Raw genomic sequence first — 19,025 nt, 5'->3', positions numbered from 1 at the left:
ACATCGACGCACCCGACTGACAGGGTGGAAGGATGGGAGGCAACGGAACCAGCACCGGCATCCACTGGGGACTGCTCGCCTTCGGCGCCCTCTTCGGGCTGACCTGCGCGGTGCTGATCCTCACCGAGGTGCTGAGCCCGACCCTATGGTTCACCGTCGTCGCGATGGCCTGCGTGGTGCTGTCCCAGGCGCTCACGATCCGTTCGAAGCGACGGAACCGCTGACGGTTCCGCCCGACGGCTGACGCGAAGTGGACGCGACGGCGGGAGTCGAACCCGCAACGCCATCAGGTATGAGCTGAGGCCCGGGACCGCCCGGATCGCCGCGATGGGAATGACGTTACCCGGCTGTGATCTGACCCGCCAGGACCGTTGCCTGGGATAACCCTATGAGTCGGACAATGACGGATGCCGGTCACGCGGCGTCATCGGGCTCCGGGGCGTCGAGGGCGCGCAGCAGCCGAGCGACGGCCTCGCGCAACTCGCTCCGGTGCGGTTCGGCGAGCGCCACCGCGTACTCGACGCCCTCGGGGATCCAGAGCAACGCGTACATCGCCTCCCGCCAGTCCGAGCCTCCGAACGGCCACCGCGTGCGGTCGTCGCCCACCGCCGTCGCGCCCTGCGACCACGGCCCGAAGCGCTCCTGCATCTCGGCGAGCGGCAGCTCCATCACCGCGGCCGCCTCGACCTTCTGCGGCGACCACGACGAGGCGATCAGCACGCGTTCTTCGATCTCCTCGTCGGTGATGTCGCGGCGGGAGAACAGCACGCGCGTGTGCTCGACGGCGGCGATGCGGTCGACGCGGAACGTGCGCCAGTCCGCGCGGTCGAGGTCCCAGCAGAGCAGGAACCACTTGCGCCCGGCCGGCGCCAGGGCGTGCGGCTCGACACGGCGCACGCTCTCGCGCCCTTCGCCGTCCACGTACCGCAGCCGCAGCCGCTCGGTGTCGCGGGTGGCGAGCGCGATCTCCCCCAGCACCTCGGGCGAGACGACCGGACCGTCGCCGATGCGCGGCGCCTGCACCGACGCGGCGAGCGCGTTCACCCTCTGACGCAGCGCCGACGGCAGCACCTGCTCGAGTTTCGCGAGTGCCGTGAGCGTGACCTCGGGACCGCCGACGAGCTGCTGCGTGGCGGCGACCCGCAGACCGATCGCCATCGTGACCGCCTCGTCGTCGTTGAGCAGCAACGGCGGCACGGCACTCCCGGCCTCGAGCCGGTAGCCTCCGGCGACGCCCGGGGAGGACTCCACCCGATACCCGAGCTCGCGCAGCCGGTCGACGTCGCGGCGCACGGTGCGCTCGGTCACGCCCAGCCGGGTGGCGAGCTCGGTCCCCGGCCAGTGCCGGTGCGTCTGCAGCAGATTGAGCAGAGCCAGTGCACGCGAGGTGGTGTCGGTCATGCGTCTCAGATTGCCAGATCATGCGGACAGGATCTGTCCGCATGCCTTAATACGCTCTCCCCATGAACGAATCCCTCATCGAGACCGAAGGCCTGACCAAGGTCTTCACCGTCAAGAAGACGCCGGTGCATGCCGTGACCGACGTCTCCTTCACCGCCGTGCGCGGCGAGCTCGTCGCCTTCCTCGGCCCGAACGGTGCCGGCAAGTCGACCACCCTGCGGATGCTGACCACCCTCATCCCGCCCACCTCGGGGAGCGCACGCGTCGTCGGCCACGACATCCGCACGGATGCCGCCGGGGTGCGCGCCCGCATCGGCTACGTCGGCCAGCTCACCAGCGGAAGCTTCTCGCAGCGGGTGCGCGACGAACTGCTGAGCCAGGGTGCCTTCTACGGGATGACGCGGAGGGACAGCGCGAAGCGCGCCGACGAGTTGATCGAGTCGCTCGACCTCACCTCCTTCGCGACGCGGACCGTGCAGCAGTTGAGCGGCGGGCAGAAGCGCCGACTCGACATCGCGCTCGGGCTCATGCACGCACCGCCGCTGATCTTCCTCGACGAGCCCTCCACCGGACTCGACCCGCAGAGCCGGGCGAACCTGTGGGAGCACATCCTCGACCTGCGCACGCAGCACGGCACCACGGTCTTCCTCACCACGCACTACCTGGAGGAGGCCGACCGCTACGCCGAGCGTGTGATGGTCATGGACAAGGGCCGCATCATCGCCGACGACGACGCCGCCTCCCTCAAGGCGACGCTGGCCGGCGACGTGCTGACCTTCGGGTTCGCGGATGCCGCGGAAGCGGCGAGCGCCCGCGCCGTGGTCGCCCGCCTCAGCAGCGCCGAGGTCACGGTCGAGGGCGAGTCCATCTCGCTCGCGGTGCAGGACGGCGACCGGCTGCTGCCGGTGATCGTGCGCGAGCTCGACGCCGCCGGCATCCTCGTCCGCCGCGCGACCGGCGTCCCGCCCACGCTCGACGACGTGTTCCTGGCACTCACCGGACGCACCCTGCGCGACGCCGGCGAAGGAGCGGATGCCGCCGGCGACGCATCCGATTCCGCCGACACCAGCACGACCTCCGCGAACAGCACGACCGCTGCGAACAGCACGACAGGAGTCCTCTCATGACCACCACCGACACGCTCGTGCGCCCGAACCTCGCGCGCGACACCCGCAACGTGCTGACGCGCGAGCTCAAGCCCGTGGTCCGCGACCCGTTCACCCTGATCTTCAGCCTGCTGCAGCCGCTCGTCTTCCTCGGGCTGTTCGCTCCACTGCTGATCGGCGACTCGGGGCAGCCAGCCGGCGAGACCCTGGCCTGGTTCGTGCCCGGCGTGCTCGTGATGATCGTGCTGTTCGGCACCGGTGCCACCGGGTCGAACCTGCAGTACGAGATGATGACCGGCTCGCACGAGCGCACCCTGGTCGCCCCGCTCGCCCGCTCCTCGCTGCTGGTCGGGCGTGCTCTCAAGGAGATCGCACCGATCGTGGTGCAGGCGCTCGTGATTGTGCTGATCGCCTGGCCGTTCGGCTTCGCCGCCGACATCCCCGGGCTGCTCATCGGACTCGCACTGCTGGCCGTGTTCGGGGTGGGCCTCGGCTCGCTGTCGTATTCGCTGGCGCTGGCGACGAAGGACCGGGAGTGGCTGTTCTGGGGAGTGCAGCAGTCGCTGATCTTCCCGCTGCTGATCCTCTCGGGGATGCTGTTGCCGCTGGACGATGCTCCGGAATGGATGCGCGCCGTGGCGTCGGTCAATCCGGTCAACTGGGTCGTGCAGGCCGAGCGGGCGCTGTTCGCCGGAGACCTCGGCGACGTGACCGTGCTGTGGGGGTGGGTCTCGGCTCTCGCGGTCGCGGTGGTCGGGCTGATCGTGGGGGTGCGCGCCATCCGCCGCAGCAACTGACCAGACCCGACGGTGCGCCGCTGCCTGCGAAATCGCAGACGAAGCGGCGCACCGTCGGCGTGTCCACCCGCAGCGCGCCGGCGACAGCACGATGCGTCTGGGTTTCGGCTGGCGACTCCGAGGGTTCAGTCGTTCGTGACCACGAGCTTGCCCCGGCTCACCCCGGCGGCGAGGTCGGCGAGGGCCTCGGGCAGACGGTCCAACGGGTACGTCTTCGCGACGACGGGGCGGATCGCGCCGCTGTCGACGAGCGCCGTGATCTCGCGCAGCTGGTCGCCATCCGCACGCATGAAGAGGAACTCGTACCGCACGCCGAGCTTCTTCGCCTGCCGCCTGATCTTGCGGCTGAGCGCCGCGACCGCCAGCCGCACGAGAGCGTTCAGCCCCTGGGCGCGGGCGAACGCGGGGTCGGGCGGTCCCGATATCCCGACGACCAGCCCGCCCGGCCTCAGCACCCGCAGCGACTTCTCGAGGTTCTCGCCGCCGAGGCTGTCCAACACGAAGTCGTAGCCCGACAGCTCCTCGGCGAAGTCCTGCCGACGGTAGTCGATCACGACGTCGGCACCGAGCTCACGCACGAAGTCGGCGTTCGCGGCACTGGCCGTCGTGGCGACCGTGGCCCCGAGGTGCGCGGCGAGCTGGATGGCGATGGATCCGACCCCACCGGCGCCGGCGTGGATGAGCACCTTCTGCCCCGCCCTGACCCCACCGCGCTCGACCAGCGCCTGCCAGGCCGTGAGGGCGACCAGCGGGAGCGACCCCGCCTCGGCCATCGAGAGACCGGCGGGCACGGGGGCGAGATCCTTCTCGGCGACGGCGATCCGCTCGGCGAACGTCCCGATGCGGGCGGCGTCGGGACGGGCGTACACACGGTCGCCGGGCCGGAATCCGTCGACGAGCCGACCGACACGGATCACCGTCCCCGCCACATCGTTGCCGAGGACCAGGGGCAGGTCGTAGGGCAGGATCTGCGCGAACTCCCCCTGGCGGATCTTCTCGTCCAGCTGGTTGAGCCCCGCGGCCTCCACCCGCACGAGGACGTCTCGGTCGCCGACTTCAGGTTCGGCGACCTCCCGCTCCTCGAGCGGCTGCTTGTACTTGTCGACGACGAATGCACGCATGACGGCGTCTCAGGCGTTCGCCCGCAGCTGCGGGTAGACCGCTTCCAGCGGCGCGCTCAGCCCCGCCTTGACCTGCACCGAGATCTCATCGGCGAGCACTTCGTACTCGTCGCGCTCGGTTGCGTCCAGCACGGCCCTGACGAGATCGGCCGGATCGGTCTTGGGGTCGGTGACGTGCTCCGCCATGGCGGTGTCGACGTAGCCGACGTGCACCCCCACGACGTGCACTCCCGCCGGGGCGAGCTCGAGGCGGAGCGAGTTCGTCGCCGACCACAGCGCCGCCTTGGTCGCGCTGTAGATCCCGCCGACGGCGTACCAGGCGAGGGCGGAGTGGATGTCGATGATCGCCGCTCCCTGGCGTCCGGCGAGGAGCGGGGCGTAGCCGCGCGCGAGGAAGAGCGGCCCGAGGAAGTTCGTCTCCACGTTCCGGCGGATGTCCTCGTCGGAGTGGGTGAGTATCCCCGCGGTCGGCACCGAGGCGCCCGCGTTGTTGATCAGCACGGTCACGTCGGGCGCCGCGTCGACGGCGGCCCGGATCGACTCGGCATCCGTCACGTCGAGGGCGAGCGGAACGACGCGCTCGTCGTCCCAGGTGCGCGGCGTGCGGGCGCTGGCGTAGACCTTGGCGGCTCCGCGTGCGAGCGCCTGGTGGACGAACTGCGTGCCGATGCCTCCGTTCGCTCCGGTGACGAGGACGACGGCTCCGTGGAGTGAAGGCATGGACTGCTCTCTTCTTTGCGACAATGAGTGATAGTTGAGCGTGCGCATAAGCGACTCTCGTCATAACTGAGCGTAATCAGTTTCTATTCCCGGAGGAAGAGCATGTCGACGTCCGCTTCGAACGCCCTCGGTCGTCGCGAGCGCAACAAGCAGCAGAAACTCGAACGGATCACGGCCGCGGCGTCGGAGCTCTTCGCCGAGCACGGCATCGACGATGTCACGACTCAGCAGATCGCCGAGCGAGCCGATGTCGGCACCGGCACCCTGTTCCTGTACGCGAAGACCAAGGGCGAGCTGCTGCTGCTCGTGCAGAACGCGCACTACGCCGTCGCCCTCGAGAAGGGCATCGCGGCGGCCGAAGCGACTCCCGATGCGCGCGCGGCGATCGTCGCACTGCTGCGACCGATCGTCGAGTGCAACCGCGTTCAGGTCGAGAACGGACGCACCTACCTGCGCGAGATGGTGTTCGCCGAACCCTCTGACGGGCACCATGCCGAAGCGCTCCGCATCGTGGGCGAGACCGAGGACGCCGTGGCGTCGATCCTCCGCCGCGACCCGAAGTCGAGCGAGGAACGTGCCGCCGCCCTCGCCCGTATCGTGTCCGCCGTCATGTTCCTCACCCTGACGGCGAGCACGAACGTCGATCTGACCGTCGACGAGCTCGTCGACGACATCGACCGTCAAATCGTCGCCCTCCTTGGGCGCTGAGACCGCCGGTTCAGCGCCGGAGGGAGTCGTCGAACGGGTTCGGCTCGAGCGTGTAGTCGGTCGACGCGTCGGACCAGGTGTCTCCGCCGGACCGAGCTCGCCGCGCGCGGACCGCGGAGAGCGCGCGGGTCGCGGGAGCCCCCACGGCGAGCGCGACAGCACCCGGCACCGTGCGATCCTCCGCCCCGAGCACGCTCGCCCGATGCCACGCCTCGTGCAGCGCTCCCCCGCGAGCGGCCGGCACACGACGCGCCGGCAATGCCCCGGAACGCCGAAGAGCCACGAGCTGCTCCACCCGCTCCCACCACGTCGACTCGTCTTCGGGGTGGAAGTAGTTGTCGCGGAGCCAGTCCGGATGCGGATGCCGGAACCGCCCGGCCACGACCTCGCTGCGACCGCCGAGCAGACCGCTTCCCACGAACACCGTGTTCAGCAGGCTCTTGCTCACCCCGAACGAGTCGAGTGCGATGACGGGCACGCCGAGGGCGGTGGCCTCGATTGCGGCGGTCGAGCTCACCGTGACGAGACCGGCGGCCGTCTGCAGAGCGGCGGACATCGAGTCGTACGAGAACACGAGGTTCTGCGGCAGGCGCGACGGCAGCAACCCCGCGTAGGGCTCGCGTTCGAGGTGGGTCTCCGACTCCCCCGGCCGCGACCGCAGCTTCACCACCACGCGTCGCGCGGGCTCGGCCTCGGCCGCCCGCACCAGCATGGCCGCGATCTCGGCACGCTCGTCCTTCCCGACGGGCACGAGCGCCTGCGCGGCGAACACGATGTCGGTCGCAGGCGGACGTGCCGGAGCAGCCGGTGCCGGGCGCTCGGCGACCGCGATGCCACCGCGACCGCCGGCCGCCGCGTCGACCCGCATCCGCTCCGGGTGCAGCATCCGCTGCCGGCGCCGGGCGAACGGCAGGGTCGCGAGCGCCACGGGCGTCTGCACGCCGATGCGTCGTCCGAGCTCTTCGAAGGCCCGCACCTCTCGATGGGAATGCACGACCAACAGGTCGGTGTGGCGTCGGTAGTCGAGCGCCCCGCGCTGGGCGGGGATGGCCATGCCGGGAAGCCCCGAGACGGTGACCGGTCGATGCTCCAGCGCGTCGATGACCCGTCCCATCAACCGCACGAACGGTCCGCGCCCGGCGAGCAGCACCACGTCGGGGCGCTGCCCGGCCAGCCAGGCCGCCGTCTCCGCGAACCCGATCCGGGTGATGTCGTCGGGGCCGAGCGTCGTGCCCGCCAGAGCGGTGCGCTGCTGCTCGACACTGGCCGTGAGCGGGGTGCGCACGAGCAGCAGGTGCGGCCGCAGGCCCGGCACCGCCCCGAGCAGCGAGGCCGCCCACTTCACGAAGGAGTCGGCGTCCGCGATGGCGACGACGCGGATGCCGGGGGCCTCGGTCATGCCGAGATGCGGCGCAGCTTCGCCATCGGCGCCCGCTCGCTGTCGAACACCCGCTTGACACCGTCTCCGGTCGCCCGCTCGATCACCCGGATGTCGCGCACCAGGTGCTCGAGACCCGTCGGCTCGAGGGAGGCCGCGTGGTCGGAGCCCCACATGGTGCGGTCGAGCGTGATGTGGCGCTCGACCGCGACCGCGCCGATGGCCACCGCGGCGAGCGAGATCTGCAGGCCGCGCTCATGCCCCGAGTAGCCGACCGGCACACCGGGGTAGCGGTCGCGCAGGGTGGCGATCACGCGCAGGTTCGCCTCTTCGGGCTCGAGCGGGTAGGTCGACGTCGCATGCATGAGGACCACCCGGTCGGTGCCGAGCGTGTCGAGTGCGCGGTCGATCTGCTCGATGGTCGACATGCCGGTGGAGAGGATGACGGGCTTGCCGGTCTCGCGCAGGGCGACCAGGAGCTCGGTGTCGGTGAGACTGGCCGAGGCGACCTTGTGCGCCACCACATTGAGGTCTTCGAGGAAGGCGACGCTCGGCACATCCCAGGGCGATGCGAACCAGTCGAGGCCGAGCATCGTGGCGTGGTCGCCGATCTCGACGTACTCGTCGCGGCCGAACTCGACGCGACGGCGGTAGTCGAGGTAGCTCATGACGCCCCACGGTGTCTCACGCGGAACGTCGCGCATGTGCTCGGGGGTGGAGATCTCGGGCGTGCGCTTCTGGAACTTCACGGCATCGGCGCCGGCGCGGGCCGCGACGTCGATGAGCTTCTTCGCGATGTCGACATCGCCGTTGTGGTTGAGTCCGATCTCGGCGATGACGTAGGCAGGACGCCCGCCGCCGATCACTCGTGAGCCGATGCTGACAGTCATGATTCCTCCGGTCGTCGAGCGCTGGTGCAACCCCTCCCTCCTGACTACGGGCCGAGGATGAACACCGGGCGACGGCCGGGTTACCGGCATCGGTCAGCTCGACAACACTCGTTCGATCAGCTCCCGTACGGCGCCCTCGCCGCCGCGGCGGCGCAGCACGACGCGGGCCTCTTCGATGACGAGCGGGTGGGCGTTCGCGACGGCGATCGGCCACCCCACGATCCGCAGCGCCGGCAGATCGTTGACGTCGTTGCCGAGGTAGGCGATGTCGGCGAGGGGCACGTCGTTCTCCCGCGCCCAGTTCCGCAGCGCCGTCTCCTTGTCGTCGATGCCGTGCAGGACCGGCACGCGGAGCTTGTCGGCGCGAGCGCGGACGACCGGATTGACCTCGGTCGACAGGATCAGCAGGGGCACACCGGCGCGGCGCAGCAGGGCCACCCCCATCCCGTCCTCGCGGCTGACCCGCACCCGTTCCCCGCCGTCGGCATCGATGATCGCGGTGTCGTCGGTGTGCACGCCGTCGAAATCGGTCACGACCGCCCGGACCGGGATGCGCCCTGGGACCTCGTGCAGTGCCGCCAGGGTCCGGGCGACCCGGAGCTGATCCGCATCGTCGATCTCGATCGCCGTCCACTCCGGCACCGCCGCGATGCGGATCCTGCCGAAGAACCGATGCCGGCTCTCACGGAACCCCGCGGCCCGGAAGACGTAGAAGGCGCCGGTCTCGAGGTGGTGCGGCTCCCGGTCCTGCCGGCGCGGGCGGTGCGCGGCCTCGTGGTTGATCGCGACCGCCTCGCCACGGTTGTCCTCGCGCCACAGGAATCCGTAGGTCTCGTGGGCCGCGAAAACACTGTCGGCGCGGTCGGCGCGGATCTCCTCCACTGCCGCGGCGAGCGCGTCACTCGGGATGAACGGCGACGTCGCCTGCAGGAACGCCACGATCTCGACCCTGTCCCCGCCCGCCTCGAGCTCGTCCAGGGCGTGCAGGATCGCACTCTCCGAGGTCGCCGTGTCGCCGGAAAGCTCGGCGGGGCGGCGGATGACGCGGGCCCTCGCGGCCGTCGCGACCGCGGCGATCTCGTCGTCGTCGGTGGAGACCACGACCAGGTCGATGCCGGCTGCGGCAGCGGCCGCCCGCACGGCCCGCTCGACCAGCGGCACCCCGCCCACCCGCTGCAGGTTCTTGCGCGGCACCTGCTTCGATCCACCGCGCGCGGGGATGATCGCCACCGTGAGGGGCCGCTGCTCGTCCATGTCGTCCATCCTCGTCGTCATCGTCATCATCGCCCGCGCAGCGCGCGCCAGGCCCGGCCGACGCGTCGCCGCGCGCCGAGGGCGTGGAGCCGCCACTCCTCGACCCTGCCCACTCCCCCGGCCGGGCGCAATGCACGGTTCAGGGCACTCTCCCGCGGTGCCCCCGGCAGCCCCAGCTCCGCCAGCCGCCGCGGGGCGAAGTATCGATCCCGCTCGAACGCATCGAGCCCCCGCAGCAGCTCTTCGGCGCGACCGCGCAGGTGGCCGGCGTTCTCGGGCTGCATCGCGTAGCCGACCGCGTCGACCAGCAGCTGCAGCCGGGCAGGGTCACCGTAGGGCGAGTCGTCGCGGGTGAGGGCGTCGACCAGGGTCACGGGTATGCGGTTGCTGTTCTCGAACGGCGTCAGTGCCGCCAGCATCCGGTCGTTGCCCGCTGATCCGATCGCCCTGCCGAAGAGCGTGTGCACGGTCGGCAGCGCGGTCGAGAACCCGGCGACGACGGCCAGCGCATCCAGGCGTTCGGCCAGCAGCTCCGCCGCGAGCGGGCCGCGATACTCCACGAAGTCGATCCCGTGCACGTGCGCCCGATCGCGGACCGCCGCGGTCATCAGCGGCGGTGCGGCGGGGTGCGGCTTGAAGACGATGCGCTGCGGAGTCCACCGCGCGGCACGGTCGATCAGCTGCTTCTGCAGGTCGATCTCCTCGGCGGGCGTCATGAGCCCGAGCGCCGACAGGTACTGGCCGAGGACCAGCACGTTCGAGGTGTCGCGGTCGTCGCCCGACTCGCCGGCATCCGTCTCCCGCAGTCCCGCGGCGAACGCCGCGGGAGGAACCGGCACGATCTCGGCACGAGGGGACCCGACGAGCGGCCGCACTCCGGGCACCACGTCCGCATGGACCACACGTTCGATGCGCGCCGCGACCGCATACGGCAGTCGCACCCGCATCGGCGAGTACGTCATGAGGCCGTCCCCCACGATCGTGATCCGCGCGTGCGGGAACAGCGTCATCAGGGTGCGGGCGGGCGCGACCTGCGGGCTCTGCACGAAGAGTTCCAGGTCCCGCGGATCCAGTCGCCACGTCCGCACGAGCAGGCGCTCCAGCATCGGGAGGTCGGCCTCTGCGGGTTCCCACGAGCTCGGATGCAACGGGCCGAGAACGTCTTCCAGCGGCTCGATGCGGTCGAACCGCGCGCGCAGCGGCGCCACGACCGGGTCGTGGGCGATGCCGACCGCCGTCTCCGGCACCCGGCTCGAGGTGAACGGCACGAGGATGCGCTCCGCCCCACTCTCACGGCCGAGGAGCCCGGCGTCGATCGCCGCGGCGGCCGTGGCGAGTCCGTACGCACTGTGCAGCGCGAAGACCTGGGTCATGCCGTGCGCCCTGCCTGTCGGAGAACACGCGCCAGCACCCGCCGGCGCGGCCCGTCGAAGCGCGTGAGCGTCTCGTCGAGCTCGTCATCGGGCAGCCGGCGGAGCATGTCCCGGATGCCGCTGCGCATCTCGGCGCGCAGCCGCGGGTGCATGCGACGCGCACGCACCAGATGGTGGGAGCTGAGCGCGAGCGCGGTCCACACGACCTTGGGCAGGAAGCGCTCCGCCTCGGGATCCTGCTCGACGACGGCGATGACCTCGTCCATCGCGCGGGCGAAGTCGAGCTGGCGGCGATCCCGGGCCTGGGTGAGCGACGTCGCGATGCCGCGTCGGTAGAGCAGCGCGGGGGCATCCACGACGGCGAACGACCCCGCGCGAAGATGGAGCCGCCAGATCCAGGGCCGGTCCTCCGCCGTGAACAGCCCCTCGGGGAACCGCGCCAGCCCGTCGTCGAGAACGCGGCGGTGGAAGACACCCGCCCACGCGTAGGGGTAGTCGACCATCGTGGATTCGTTCTCGGGCAGGATCGCCTCCCGCGGAACGAGCACGCGTTCGCGCCACGGGTGCGGGGCACGCACGAGCGCCCGGTGCGATCCGGTGACCGTGACGTGGTCGGTGCGGAGGAAGTCGCAGTCCAGCTCGCGCAACCGCGACACCAGCACCTCGAGCCGGCGCGGCTGCATCCAGTCGTCACCGTCGAGGAAGCAGAAGGCGTCGCCCTCGACCCGTTCGAGCCCTTGATTCCGGGCGGTCGCCAGCCCCCGGGCGATCGGGTTCCGGATGAGCTCGACGTTCGGGAGGCGCTCGGCATACGCGCGCATGAGTGCACCGGTGTCGTCACGCGAGCCGTCGTCGATGGCGACGAGCTTGAGCGCAGAAGGATCGTCGAACTGGCGGGTGAGCGTCTCGAGCGTCGTCCCGATATACGCGCCGGCGTCTTTCGCGGGCAGGATGACGGTGACGAGGGGTGTGCGCACGGAACTCCAGGGACAGGTGGTGTCCCGGAATCGTGCCAGGTCGCTGTTGCCGGACGGCGACGCGAAGGTGAACGACCGGTGTCCACGGACGCTGCCGAGGTGCGCAGTGAGGTGTGGCCCCGTACCCGAACGGAGCCACACCTCCCAGTGCTACGCACTGCCGAACGCGAGGCGTTCGGAGAGCGGGGCCACCGATGATGGCCCCGCCCGCCTCGTGCCCTGCTGACCCCCATCAGCCGGACCCGGGACGTTCCGTGTCGTCGCGCTCCCTCCCCCTAGAGATCAACGCGACGACACGTAACATGATACATGTCGCATTTCGTTAAGCTGTACATCGGCCGAGATCCGACGCACGGTTCGTTGTCGAGTTCGCGACGGCGCCTTCGTTCGGCCACGATGGGAGCATGCTCTGGCCGTTCGGATCGACGTGGCGTCCGGTGCGGCAGAAGCAGCGCGACACCCTGGATCTGCGCTGGCTGACCGCCCGGACCTGGACTCGACGTTGGTACCCGCAGGGCATCGATCTCGGCGAGTGGCGCGGGCGGCGCACCGTGGCGGTGAGCTGGTTCCGGCAGCAGCTCGACGGCGTGCACCTCGCCTCGCGCGTGACGTTCGTCGATCTCGAGCGCTCCCGCCATCTGGACGTGCTGCTCGCCATCGCCGACGACGACGGAGAGCTGCAGCCGGCTCCGATCCATGCCGGGGGCCTCGCCTGGTTCGACGACCGGCTGTTCGTCGCGGCGACCGGACGCGGTATCTGGGAGTTCGATCTCGCGGATGTGCGGACGGTCCGCGGTGCCACCGCTCAGCGCATCGCCGGCGCACGCCCTCGGCGCGGTCGCGCCACGGCGCTCGTCGCCGTCCGCACGCGCGTGCACCCCGTCGCGCTGCGCTGCTCGTATCTGGGTCGAGTGTTCGACGAGGACGGCACTCCCCTCCGGCGTGTCCTCATCGGCGAGCACCGCACCGACGACCGCGGCCGGATCGGCGAGTTCTCGATCCCGGAGGACGCCGACGGCCGGTTCACGGAGGAGCCCGTCTTCAGCCCCGGCATCCCCCGCATGCAGGGCGCCGTGCGGTGGGGAGACCGCCACTTCGTCTCACAGTCTGACGGCCTGCGCCCCGGTGCGCTGTGGAGCGGGCCGCGGTCGGCGCTGGAGCGGGATGACATGCCCCTCCCGGTCGGCTGCGAAGACCTGGCGCTCGACATCGACGCCAAGCTGCTGTGGTCACTCGGGGAGCACCCGTGGCATCGGGTGGTGCGCGGCATCCCGTTCGCTCGGCTCGGCATCGAGGGCACCGGCGCCGAGCCACCCCCGCGGCGAACGTAGACTGGAAGGGTGAAGAAGCCCGCGCCTTTCCTCGTCTACACCGTGCTGCGGCTGCTGGCGTTCCTCGTCCCGCTCGCCATCCTCTGGTTCTTCTTCCCGATCTTCCGCGAGTACTGGTGGCTCGCCGCGATCTTCGCCGCGCTCATCGGCATGAGCATCTCGATGCTGTTCCTGCGCACGCCGCTCACCGATGCTTCGGCCCGACTCGCGGAGCGCCGCGAGAGCCGGTCGTCCGGCAGCCAGGCCGATGCGGATGCCGAGGACCAGGCGATCGACGCGAACGAGCCCACCGACGACCCGAGGGCCTGACCGCCGCGCTGCCGCTCAGCCGACGAAGGCCCAGAACAGGGCGCCCGCGTACAGCAGTGATGTCAGTGACGTCAGGGCGAGCGCGGTCACCAGTTCCCTCGGCTGCCGGTAGGCCCAGACGATCACGATGGCAGGAAGCCCGGCCAGCAGCGCGAGGAGCGAGATCCACGCGATCGGGAACAGCAGCGCGAGGGACACGGCGATGCCGAACGGCGCCAGGACGAACAGGGTGAACAGCACCTGAGTGGCCCGGCGCCCGATCAGAACGGTGAGCGTGCGCTTGCCGACCTCGCGGTCCTGGTCGATGTCACGCAGGTTGTTGGCGAGCAGCACAGCACACGCGAACAGGCCGGCGGCGATGGCTCCGAGCCACGCCTGCAGCGGCAGCTCGAACACCTGCACCCAGGTGGTGCCGAGCGTGGCGACGAGCCCGAAGAACACGAACACGAAGACCTCGCCGAGGCCGTAGTACCCGTATGGCCGCTTGCCGCCCGTGTAGAACCAGGCCGCGACGATGCACGCCGCACCGACCGCCAGCATCCACCACTGCCCGGTGCGCACGACGATCGCGAGGCCGACGACCGCGGCGAGCGCGAAGAAGACCAGGCCGATGATCAGGACGGTGCGTGGCTTCACCCGCCCGGATGCCGTCAGGCGCGCGGGCCCGACGCGGTGGGCATCGGTGCCGCGGACGCCGTCGCTGTAGTCATTCGTGAAGTTCACGCCGATCTGCAGCAGCACCGCGACGGCGAGGCACGCGGGCGCGATCACCCAGTGGAACTCGGGTCCGGTGCTGCGCGCCGCACCGGTGCCGATGATCACCGGGGCGATCGCGAGCGGGAGGGTGCGCAGCCGCGCGGCCCCGATCCAATCGGATGCGGTGACCGGGCCCGCCTCGACGACCGGACGCCGCGCCGGGTTGCCGCTGGTGCGGGCCGGGGTGTGCTTCGCGGTCCGACTCTTCTTCTTGCGCTGGGAGGATGCTGCCACGCAGGGAATCCTACTGGCCGGGGCGATGCCCGACCTCAGCGGGACGACGGATCAGGGATTCGGGTTGCTGTCCTTGCCGTCGAGCCAGAGCGTGTCGGAGGCGTCGCCGTGGGCACCGCCCGTACCGACGTGCTTGCTGCTGATCTGCGGGCCCTTGGTGATCACATGCACGAGGGCCATCGCGTGCCCCTGCCCCAGCGCGTAGTCCTCCTTGAGCCACGCGACGATGGGAGCGGCCTTCGTCGTCTGGTCGAACCCCTTCTCGGTCGCGAGCTCGATGAACTGTCGCGGGGTCAGCCCCGTCTTGGTCTCGATGTTGTCGAGGTATGCCTGGAAGGACATGGTGCTCCTGGTGCTCAGTCCTCGTCGAGGAACAGGGGTGGCCGGGGATCTGCCCGAAACCTAGCACCGCACCCCGACATCGCGGGAGGCCTTGTCCTTCGTTCTACTCGGCCGAGCCGACGGGGATGATCGGCCGGTGCTCGTAATAGGTCTGCAGCACCACGGTCGTGCGGGTGCTGACGTTGGCCGCGAGCCGCACGTCGCGGACCAGCTCCTCCAGCGCGCGCGGAGACGGGACCCGCACGAACAGCATGTAGCTCGCGTCGCCGGCGATGGAGTGGCAGGCCTCGATCGCGTCGAGGTGCTCGAGCAGTTCGGGGGCATTGTCGGGCTGGGCGGGGTCGAGCGGAGTGATCTCGATGAACGCCGAGAGCGGGGTGCCCACCTGCTCGGGGTCGAGGATCGCCTGATATCCGGCGATGACACCCCTCGTCTCGAGTCGTCGCAGCCGCGACTGGACGGCCGAGACCGAGAGCCCGACGGCATCCGACAGCTGGGAGAGCGTGGCGCGCCCGTCACGGGAGATCGCGGTCAGGATCGCACGGTCGACAGAATCATCCATGGCTGTAAGATTATCGTGAGTATTCCGTTTATACCGGAATCTTTCCGTTGAAAACTCCGATCGGAGGTCCCGATGTCCCTTCTTTCCGCCAACAGTTCCGCTGTCCAGGCCATCGTCGGCGAACCCGAGGTCGTCGAGGACGCGTCGATCGCCGAGCAGTCCGCCGCCTGGGGGCAGCTCAAGGACGCCGCGATCGCGATCCGCGAGATGCAGATCAAGGACGGCTCGATCCCGGATGCCGCGCACCACGCCGCGGCCCGCGAGCTCGTCGGCGCGATCACAACCGCGATCCGCGCCCTCGCCCCCGCCTTCCCGCACGACGCCGATTACCTCGCCGCTTCCGTGGTCGACTTCGACCGCTGGGCGTCGGAGGACTTCGGCGTGCCGGACTTCCTCGACTCGCTGATGGCCTTCCAGCCGCAGCAGACCCGCGTCGACGGCATCCGTCACCTGGTCGTGTTCCCGATGTACACGCAGAACGGCTCGAGCGACCGCCTGGTGGAGGCGCTGATCGTCGAGACGATCTGGCCGGAGTTCATCGCCGCCCTCGAGGCCGGCGACTACGGCAACAAGCTGTTCGTCTCACTGCGCCTCGTCGACTTCACGCCCGGCTACGACACGAACTCGGCTGTGCTCTTCCCCGAGACCGTCGCGATGCGCGAGATCCCGACCTTCACGTGGGGCGCGATCTTCCAGGACCGCGAGGCCGCTCGCTACCGTCGCGTCACCCGTGCCGCAGCCGAGATCACCAACCTCGACCTGCCCGAGCGGGCCGCCGCGATGCTCGACGACCAGCAGGTGGCCGAGAAGACCTTCGTCATGTGGGACATCATCCACGACCGCACCCACATGCGCGGCGATCTGCCGTTCGACCCGTTCATGATCAAGCAGCGGATGCCGTTCTTCCTGTACTCGCTGGAGGAGATGCGCTGCGACATGACCGCGTTCCGCGAGTCGGTGAAGATCGAGCGCGCCCTCGCGGCCCGCATCGCCGCCGGTGAGGAGCTCACCGAGACCGAGCAGGAGATGCACGACTACGCGCACCTCGTGCAGTACGCGGTGATCTTCGACCGCATCTTCCGCTTCTCGATCACCGGCACCCGCACGCGCAATTACGACGCGGTGGGCGGACAGCTGCTGTTCGCGTGGCTGCACCAGCGCGGCGTGCTGCACTGGACCGACACGGCTCTCACCTTCGACTGGGACGCTGTGCCGGACGCCGTCGTCGCGCTCGGCGACGCGATCGACGATCTGTACTGGCACTCGATCGACCGCCCCAAGGTCGCGCACTGGCTCGCCGCCTACGAGCTCGTCCGCGGCACGCTCACCCCGCACCCGGCCTCGCAGTGGGCCCGCGGACTGTCGGACGAGATCCTCGCCGGGGCGCCGAAGGGCTACACGGATGCCGTGATGGACGACGAGTTCCCGCTGTCGATGTTCTTCGAGACCCTCCACAAGAAGATGAAGCCCGTCATCGAATCGACCGTGGGCATCCGCGGCACGGACGACTGATGACCACGCGCGCATAGCGCGCGTTCCGAGTGTGACGCTGGGGCGCACCGCGCTGCGGCCGGAACCTGTTCTGCGGATATCTCCGCGGGTTCCGGCCGCAGAAGCCCCTCCGAACCGGAAGAGTGAGCGACATGGATGAACTCATCGACTCGAGACTGTCCGGCCGCACGGTGGTGCTCGCCGGAGCGACCAGTGCGGCGGGGCGGGCGGTGGCACACGCCCTGCACAGCGCGGGGGCACGCGTGATCGCGACCGGCCGTACCCCCGAAGGGCTGCAGCCGTTGGCAGATGCGGGCGCGGAGGTCTTCCTCGCGGATGCGACCTCGCTCGACGAGATGACGGCGCTGGCGGCGCAGATCGGCCCCGTCGACGCGGTGGTGCCGCTCGTCGGGGGTTGGCGCGGGGGCGGCGGCCTCGCCGGGCAGTCCGACGAAGACTTCGCCGCACTGCTGCCCGCGCTCGAGGCAGTTCGCGCGACGAGCCGGGCGTTCGACGCGGCACTGCGTGCGTCGGGGGCGGGTCGGTTCGCGATCGTGTCGTCGACGGCGGTCGCGCGGCCCCTCGCCGGCGGGGCGAACTACGCCGCGGTGAAGGCGGCGAGCGAGGCCTGGACCCGGGCCGTCGCCCAGGGGTACGCGAAGTCCGCACGCGATTCCGGTGAGCAGCTGCGCACGGCATCCGTCGTGTTCCGGGCCAGGTCGCTCGATCCCGAGGTCTTGGCCGCACGGATCCTCACCCTCTGGGATACCGACGCCACCGCCCTCAACGACCGGGTGTTCGACCTCGACTGAGCCCGACGCTCAGCGGGACTCGGGCGGCATTCCCGGCACGATGGGTGGGGCATCGGCATGCCGCCGCTCGCCCGCCCGCTCCTCTTGCGCGCCCGCCTCGACCCCCTGCTCGCCCCCGCCGGTGTCTCCGTGGTCGATCTCCTGCTCGGGAGCCTCGGCGTAGAGCTCGGTGAGCTTGCGGTACGACCGGGTGAAGAAGGCCAGCGTCGCGGCCACCACCATGATCAGTCCCGCGAACAGGCAGATCAGTGCGATGCCTCGAGCCTCACCCTCGCCGAGCAGCCAGCCCCACCTCTGTTGCCCCTCGCGGGTGTTCATGTACGGGATGATCAGGAACTCGGCGATCGGGGCGATCATGAACGCCGTGATCGGGGCCGCCGCCGCCTCCATCGCCGCGGCCACGCCGAACACGCGCCCCTGCCGTTCGTACGGCACGACCTTCTGGATGATGGTCTGCTCCGCCGCCTCGACCGGCGGCACCAGCGCCATGTACGCCCACATGCCGATCACGTACAGCGGCCACCACTCGCGCAGCATGAACACCGAGCCCAGCAGCCCCATGGCGATCACGACGAGCAGCATCGTGCGCATGGGCTTGGGGCCGAGCCCGAACTTCGCCACCAGGCCGCCGCCCACCAGGAAGCCGGTCGAGGCGAACGCCAGAGCGAAGCCCCAGGTCTGCGCATCGAAGAGGGTCAGGCCGTACGGGTCCATGAGCGCCATGTAGACGCCCCCGATGAGGTTGTTGAAGGTGGAGAAGATGATCAGGGCGAACAGGCCGGGAGCGAGTCGGATCGCCCGCACGCTGCCGCGGAAGTCGAGTGCGCTCGATGCGTCGGGGTCGGGCTCAGGCGTCCCCTCGGGGATGCGGATGAACAGCAGGTGGGCGAACGTGAGCGCCATGGCGGCGATCGCGATCGCGAGGGTCCAGCCCATGCCGAGGAACCCGATCGACAGCCCCGAGAACACGCTCGTGACGAGGAAGGCGATGCCCTGCACCGTGCCGACGAGTCCGTTGGCGTTCGCGCGCTTGTCTTCGGGGATCAGCAGCGTCACGGTCGTGGACAGGGCGATGTTGCGCAGCTGCTCGATCACGCCGCCGAACAGGATCACACCGGAGAACAGCCAGAACCACGGGCCGCCCAGATCGAGCAGCGCGGCCTCGGGCTGCCAGAGGTAGAGAAGCCCCGCCACCAAGAAGGCGGCGGCGGAGATGACGCTCGAGATCACCATGACGGTGTGCTTGCGGTTGCGATCGACGATCGTGCCGAACGCCATCGCGAAGAACGCGACGAACAGCATGTACGCCCCGCCGATGATGCCCGTGGCCAGCACTGACTGCGTCTCGATGTACACCCAGAACGTGAGCGCGAACCAGAGGAAGCTCGTCGTCACGTTGGCGATGAGCGTGTTGACGAGGACGTTGCCGAATGCCCGAGTGGCGGCGGTGCGCTCCATGGCTA

Annotated in this window: 20 protein-coding genes and 1 tRNA gene; 8 read left to right on the top strand and 13 right to left on the bottom strand. The window is 70.1% G+C overall.

All coding sequences use genetic code 11. The features are described from left to right. The first annotated feature begins 32 nt into the window (after window positions 1-32). The gene (locus BQ2383_RS03155) at window positions 33-224 is read left to right on the top strand and encodes a hypothetical protein (protein ID WP_091029409.1); all 192 of its coding nucleotides are present in this window, start codon (window positions 33-35) and stop codon (window positions 222-224) included. A gap of 27 nt (window positions 225-251) precedes the next feature. Here the strand turns inward: BQ2383_RS03155 and BQ2383_RS19280 are convergent. Next, window positions 252-327 (bottom strand) — tRNA-Met (locus BQ2383_RS19280). Between the two features lie 87 nt (window positions 328-414). Beyond that, window positions 415-1,401 carry a helix-turn-helix transcriptional regulator gene (locus tag BQ2383_RS03150; protein ID WP_091029406.1) on the bottom strand — a complete coding sequence of 329 codons (987 nt, stop codon included), beginning with the start codon at window positions 1,399-1,401 and terminating at the stop codon, window positions 415-417. 62 nt (window positions 1,402-1,463) lie between these two features. On the opposite strand from BQ2383_RS03150, the gene BQ2383_RS03145 reads away from it, so the two are divergent. Then, window positions 1,464-2,528 carry an ABC transporter ATP-binding protein gene (locus tag BQ2383_RS03145; protein ID WP_091029404.1) on the top strand — a complete coding sequence of 355 codons (1,065 nt, stop codon included), beginning with the start codon at window positions 1,464-1,466 and terminating at the stop codon, window positions 2,526-2,528. Then, window positions 2,525-3,304 (top strand): ABC transporter permease, encoded by a 780-nt coding sequence (locus BQ2383_RS03140; protein WP_091029401.1) that lies wholly within the window; start codon window positions 2,525-2,527, stop codon window positions 3,302-3,304. Before BQ2383_RS03145 ends, BQ2383_RS03140 begins: the two co-directional genes overlap by 4 nt. 125 nt (window positions 3,305-3,429) lie before the next feature. Here BQ2383_RS03140 and BQ2383_RS03135 read toward each other — a convergent pair whose 3' ends face one another. Together BQ2383_RS03135 and BQ2383_RS03130 are read right to left on the bottom strand one after the other, a co-directional pair. After that, the gene (locus BQ2383_RS03135; protein ID WP_091029398.1) at window positions 3,430-4,425 is read right to left on the bottom strand and encodes an NADP-dependent oxidoreductase; all 996 of its coding nucleotides are present in this window, start codon (window positions 4,423-4,425) and stop codon (window positions 3,430-3,432) included. 9 nt (window positions 4,426-4,434) lie between these two features. Further along, complete coding sequence (locus BQ2383_RS03130; protein ID WP_091029395.1) at window positions 4,435-5,145, bottom strand: SDR family oxidoreductase; 711 nt, start codon at window positions 5,143-5,145, stop codon at window positions 4,435-4,437. Window positions 5,146-5,247: 102 nt separating this feature from the next. On the opposite strand from BQ2383_RS03130, the gene BQ2383_RS03125 reads away from it, so the two are divergent. After that, on the top strand, window positions 5,248-5,853 hold the full coding sequence (locus BQ2383_RS03125; protein WP_091029389.1) for a TetR/AcrR family transcriptional regulator: 606 nt from the start codon (window positions 5,248-5,250) through the stop codon (window positions 5,851-5,853). 10 nt (window positions 5,854-5,863) lie between these two features. On the opposite strand, the gene BQ2383_RS03120 is transcribed toward BQ2383_RS03125, so the two are convergent. From BQ2383_RS03120 to BQ2383_RS03100, 5 genes are all read right to left on the bottom strand, one after another. Beyond that, a complete protein-coding gene (locus BQ2383_RS03120; protein WP_091029386.1) occupies window positions 5,864-7,252 on the bottom strand; it encodes a DUF6716 putative glycosyltransferase in 1,389 nt (462 codons plus the stop codon). Then, a complete protein-coding gene (locus BQ2383_RS03115) occupies window positions 7,249-8,121 on the bottom strand; it encodes an N-acetylneuraminate synthase family protein (protein ID WP_091029383.1) in 873 nt (290 codons plus the stop codon). The genes BQ2383_RS03120 and BQ2383_RS03115 overlap by 4 nt, the downstream gene beginning before the upstream one ends. Window positions 8,122-8,214: 93 nt before the next feature. Beyond that, window positions 8,215-9,396 (bottom strand): acylneuraminate cytidylyltransferase, encoded by a 1,182-nt coding sequence (locus BQ2383_RS03110; protein WP_244175870.1) that lies wholly within the window; start codon window positions 9,394-9,396, stop codon window positions 8,215-8,217. Window positions 9,397-9,401: 5 nt separating this feature from the next. Then, window positions 9,402-10,748, bottom strand: a complete 1,347-nt coding sequence (locus BQ2383_RS03105) for a polysialyltransferase family glycosyltransferase (protein ID WP_091029379.1) — start codon at window positions 10,746-10,748, stop codon at window positions 9,402-9,404. Then, window positions 10,745-11,725 carry a glycosyltransferase family 2 protein gene (locus BQ2383_RS03100; protein ID WP_091029376.1) on the bottom strand — a complete coding sequence of 327 codons (981 nt, stop codon included), beginning with the start codon at window positions 11,723-11,725 and terminating at the stop codon, window positions 10,745-10,747. Before BQ2383_RS03100 ends, BQ2383_RS03105 begins: the two co-directional genes overlap by 4 nt. 404 nt (window positions 11,726-12,129) lie before the next feature. On the opposite strand from BQ2383_RS03100, the gene BQ2383_RS03095 reads away from it, so the two are divergent. After that, a complete protein-coding gene (locus BQ2383_RS03095) occupies window positions 12,130-13,056 on the top strand; it encodes a hypothetical protein (protein WP_091029373.1) in 927 nt (308 codons plus the stop codon). 9 nt (window positions 13,057-13,065) lie between these two features. Then, complete coding sequence (locus BQ2383_RS03090; protein WP_091029369.1) at window positions 13,066-13,365, top strand: DUF4229 domain-containing protein; 300 nt, start codon at window positions 13,066-13,068, stop codon at window positions 13,363-13,365. Between the two features lie 15 nt (window positions 13,366-13,380). Here the strand turns inward: BQ2383_RS03090 and BQ2383_RS03085 are convergent, their stop codons facing one another. The 3 genes from BQ2383_RS03085 to BQ2383_RS03075 all read right to left on the bottom strand — a co-directional run bounded on the left by BQ2383_RS03085 (window position 13,381) and on the right by BQ2383_RS03075 (window position 15,259). Next, window positions 13,381-14,355: a 1,4-dihydroxy-2-naphthoate polyprenyltransferase gene (locus BQ2383_RS03085; RefSeq protein WP_091029366.1), complete on the bottom strand. Its 975-nt coding sequence runs from the start codon at window positions 14,353-14,355 to the stop codon at window positions 13,381-13,383. A gap of 51 nt (window positions 14,356-14,406) precedes the next feature. Next, a complete protein-coding gene (locus BQ2383_RS03080; RefSeq protein WP_091029363.1) occupies window positions 14,407-14,697 on the bottom strand; it encodes a DUF4287 domain-containing protein in 291 nt (96 codons plus the stop codon). A gap of 103 nt (window positions 14,698-14,800) precedes the next feature. After that, the gene (locus tag BQ2383_RS03075) at window positions 14,801-15,259 is read right to left on the bottom strand and encodes an Lrp/AsnC family transcriptional regulator (protein WP_091029359.1); all 459 of its coding nucleotides are present in this window, start codon (window positions 15,257-15,259) and stop codon (window positions 14,801-14,803) included. 72 nt (window positions 15,260-15,331) lie between these two features. Here BQ2383_RS03075 and BQ2383_RS03070 point away from each other — a divergent pair, with 72 nt between their 5' ends. Both BQ2383_RS03070 and BQ2383_RS03065 read left to right on the top strand, forming a co-directional pair. After that, window positions 15,332-16,771: a DUF6421 family protein gene (locus BQ2383_RS03070; RefSeq protein ID WP_091029357.1), complete on the top strand. Its 1,440-nt coding sequence runs from the start codon at window positions 15,332-15,334 to the stop codon at window positions 16,769-16,771. A gap of 131 nt (window positions 16,772-16,902) precedes the next feature. Next, window positions 16,903-17,562: an SDR family NAD(P)-dependent oxidoreductase gene (locus BQ2383_RS03065; protein ID WP_091029353.1), complete on the top strand. Its 660-nt coding sequence runs from the start codon at window positions 16,903-16,905 to the stop codon at window positions 17,560-17,562. Window positions 17,563-17,571: 9 nt separating this feature from the next. On the opposite strand, the gene BQ2383_RS03060 is transcribed toward BQ2383_RS03065, so the two are convergent. Further along, window positions 17,572-19,020: an MFS transporter gene (locus tag BQ2383_RS03060; protein ID WP_091029350.1), complete on the bottom strand. Its 1,449-nt coding sequence runs from the start codon at window positions 19,018-19,020 to the stop codon at window positions 17,572-17,574. Window positions 19,021-19,025: the final 5 nt, after the last annotated feature.

Origin of the sequence: Microbacterium oxydans, assembly GCF_900095745.1 — a bacterium.
GTDB classification, from domain to species: Bacteria; Actinomycetota; Actinomycetes; order Actinomycetales; family Microbacteriaceae; genus Microbacterium; species Microbacterium oxydans_B.
This window is presented reverse-complemented; position numbering and strand designations above follow the sequence as displayed.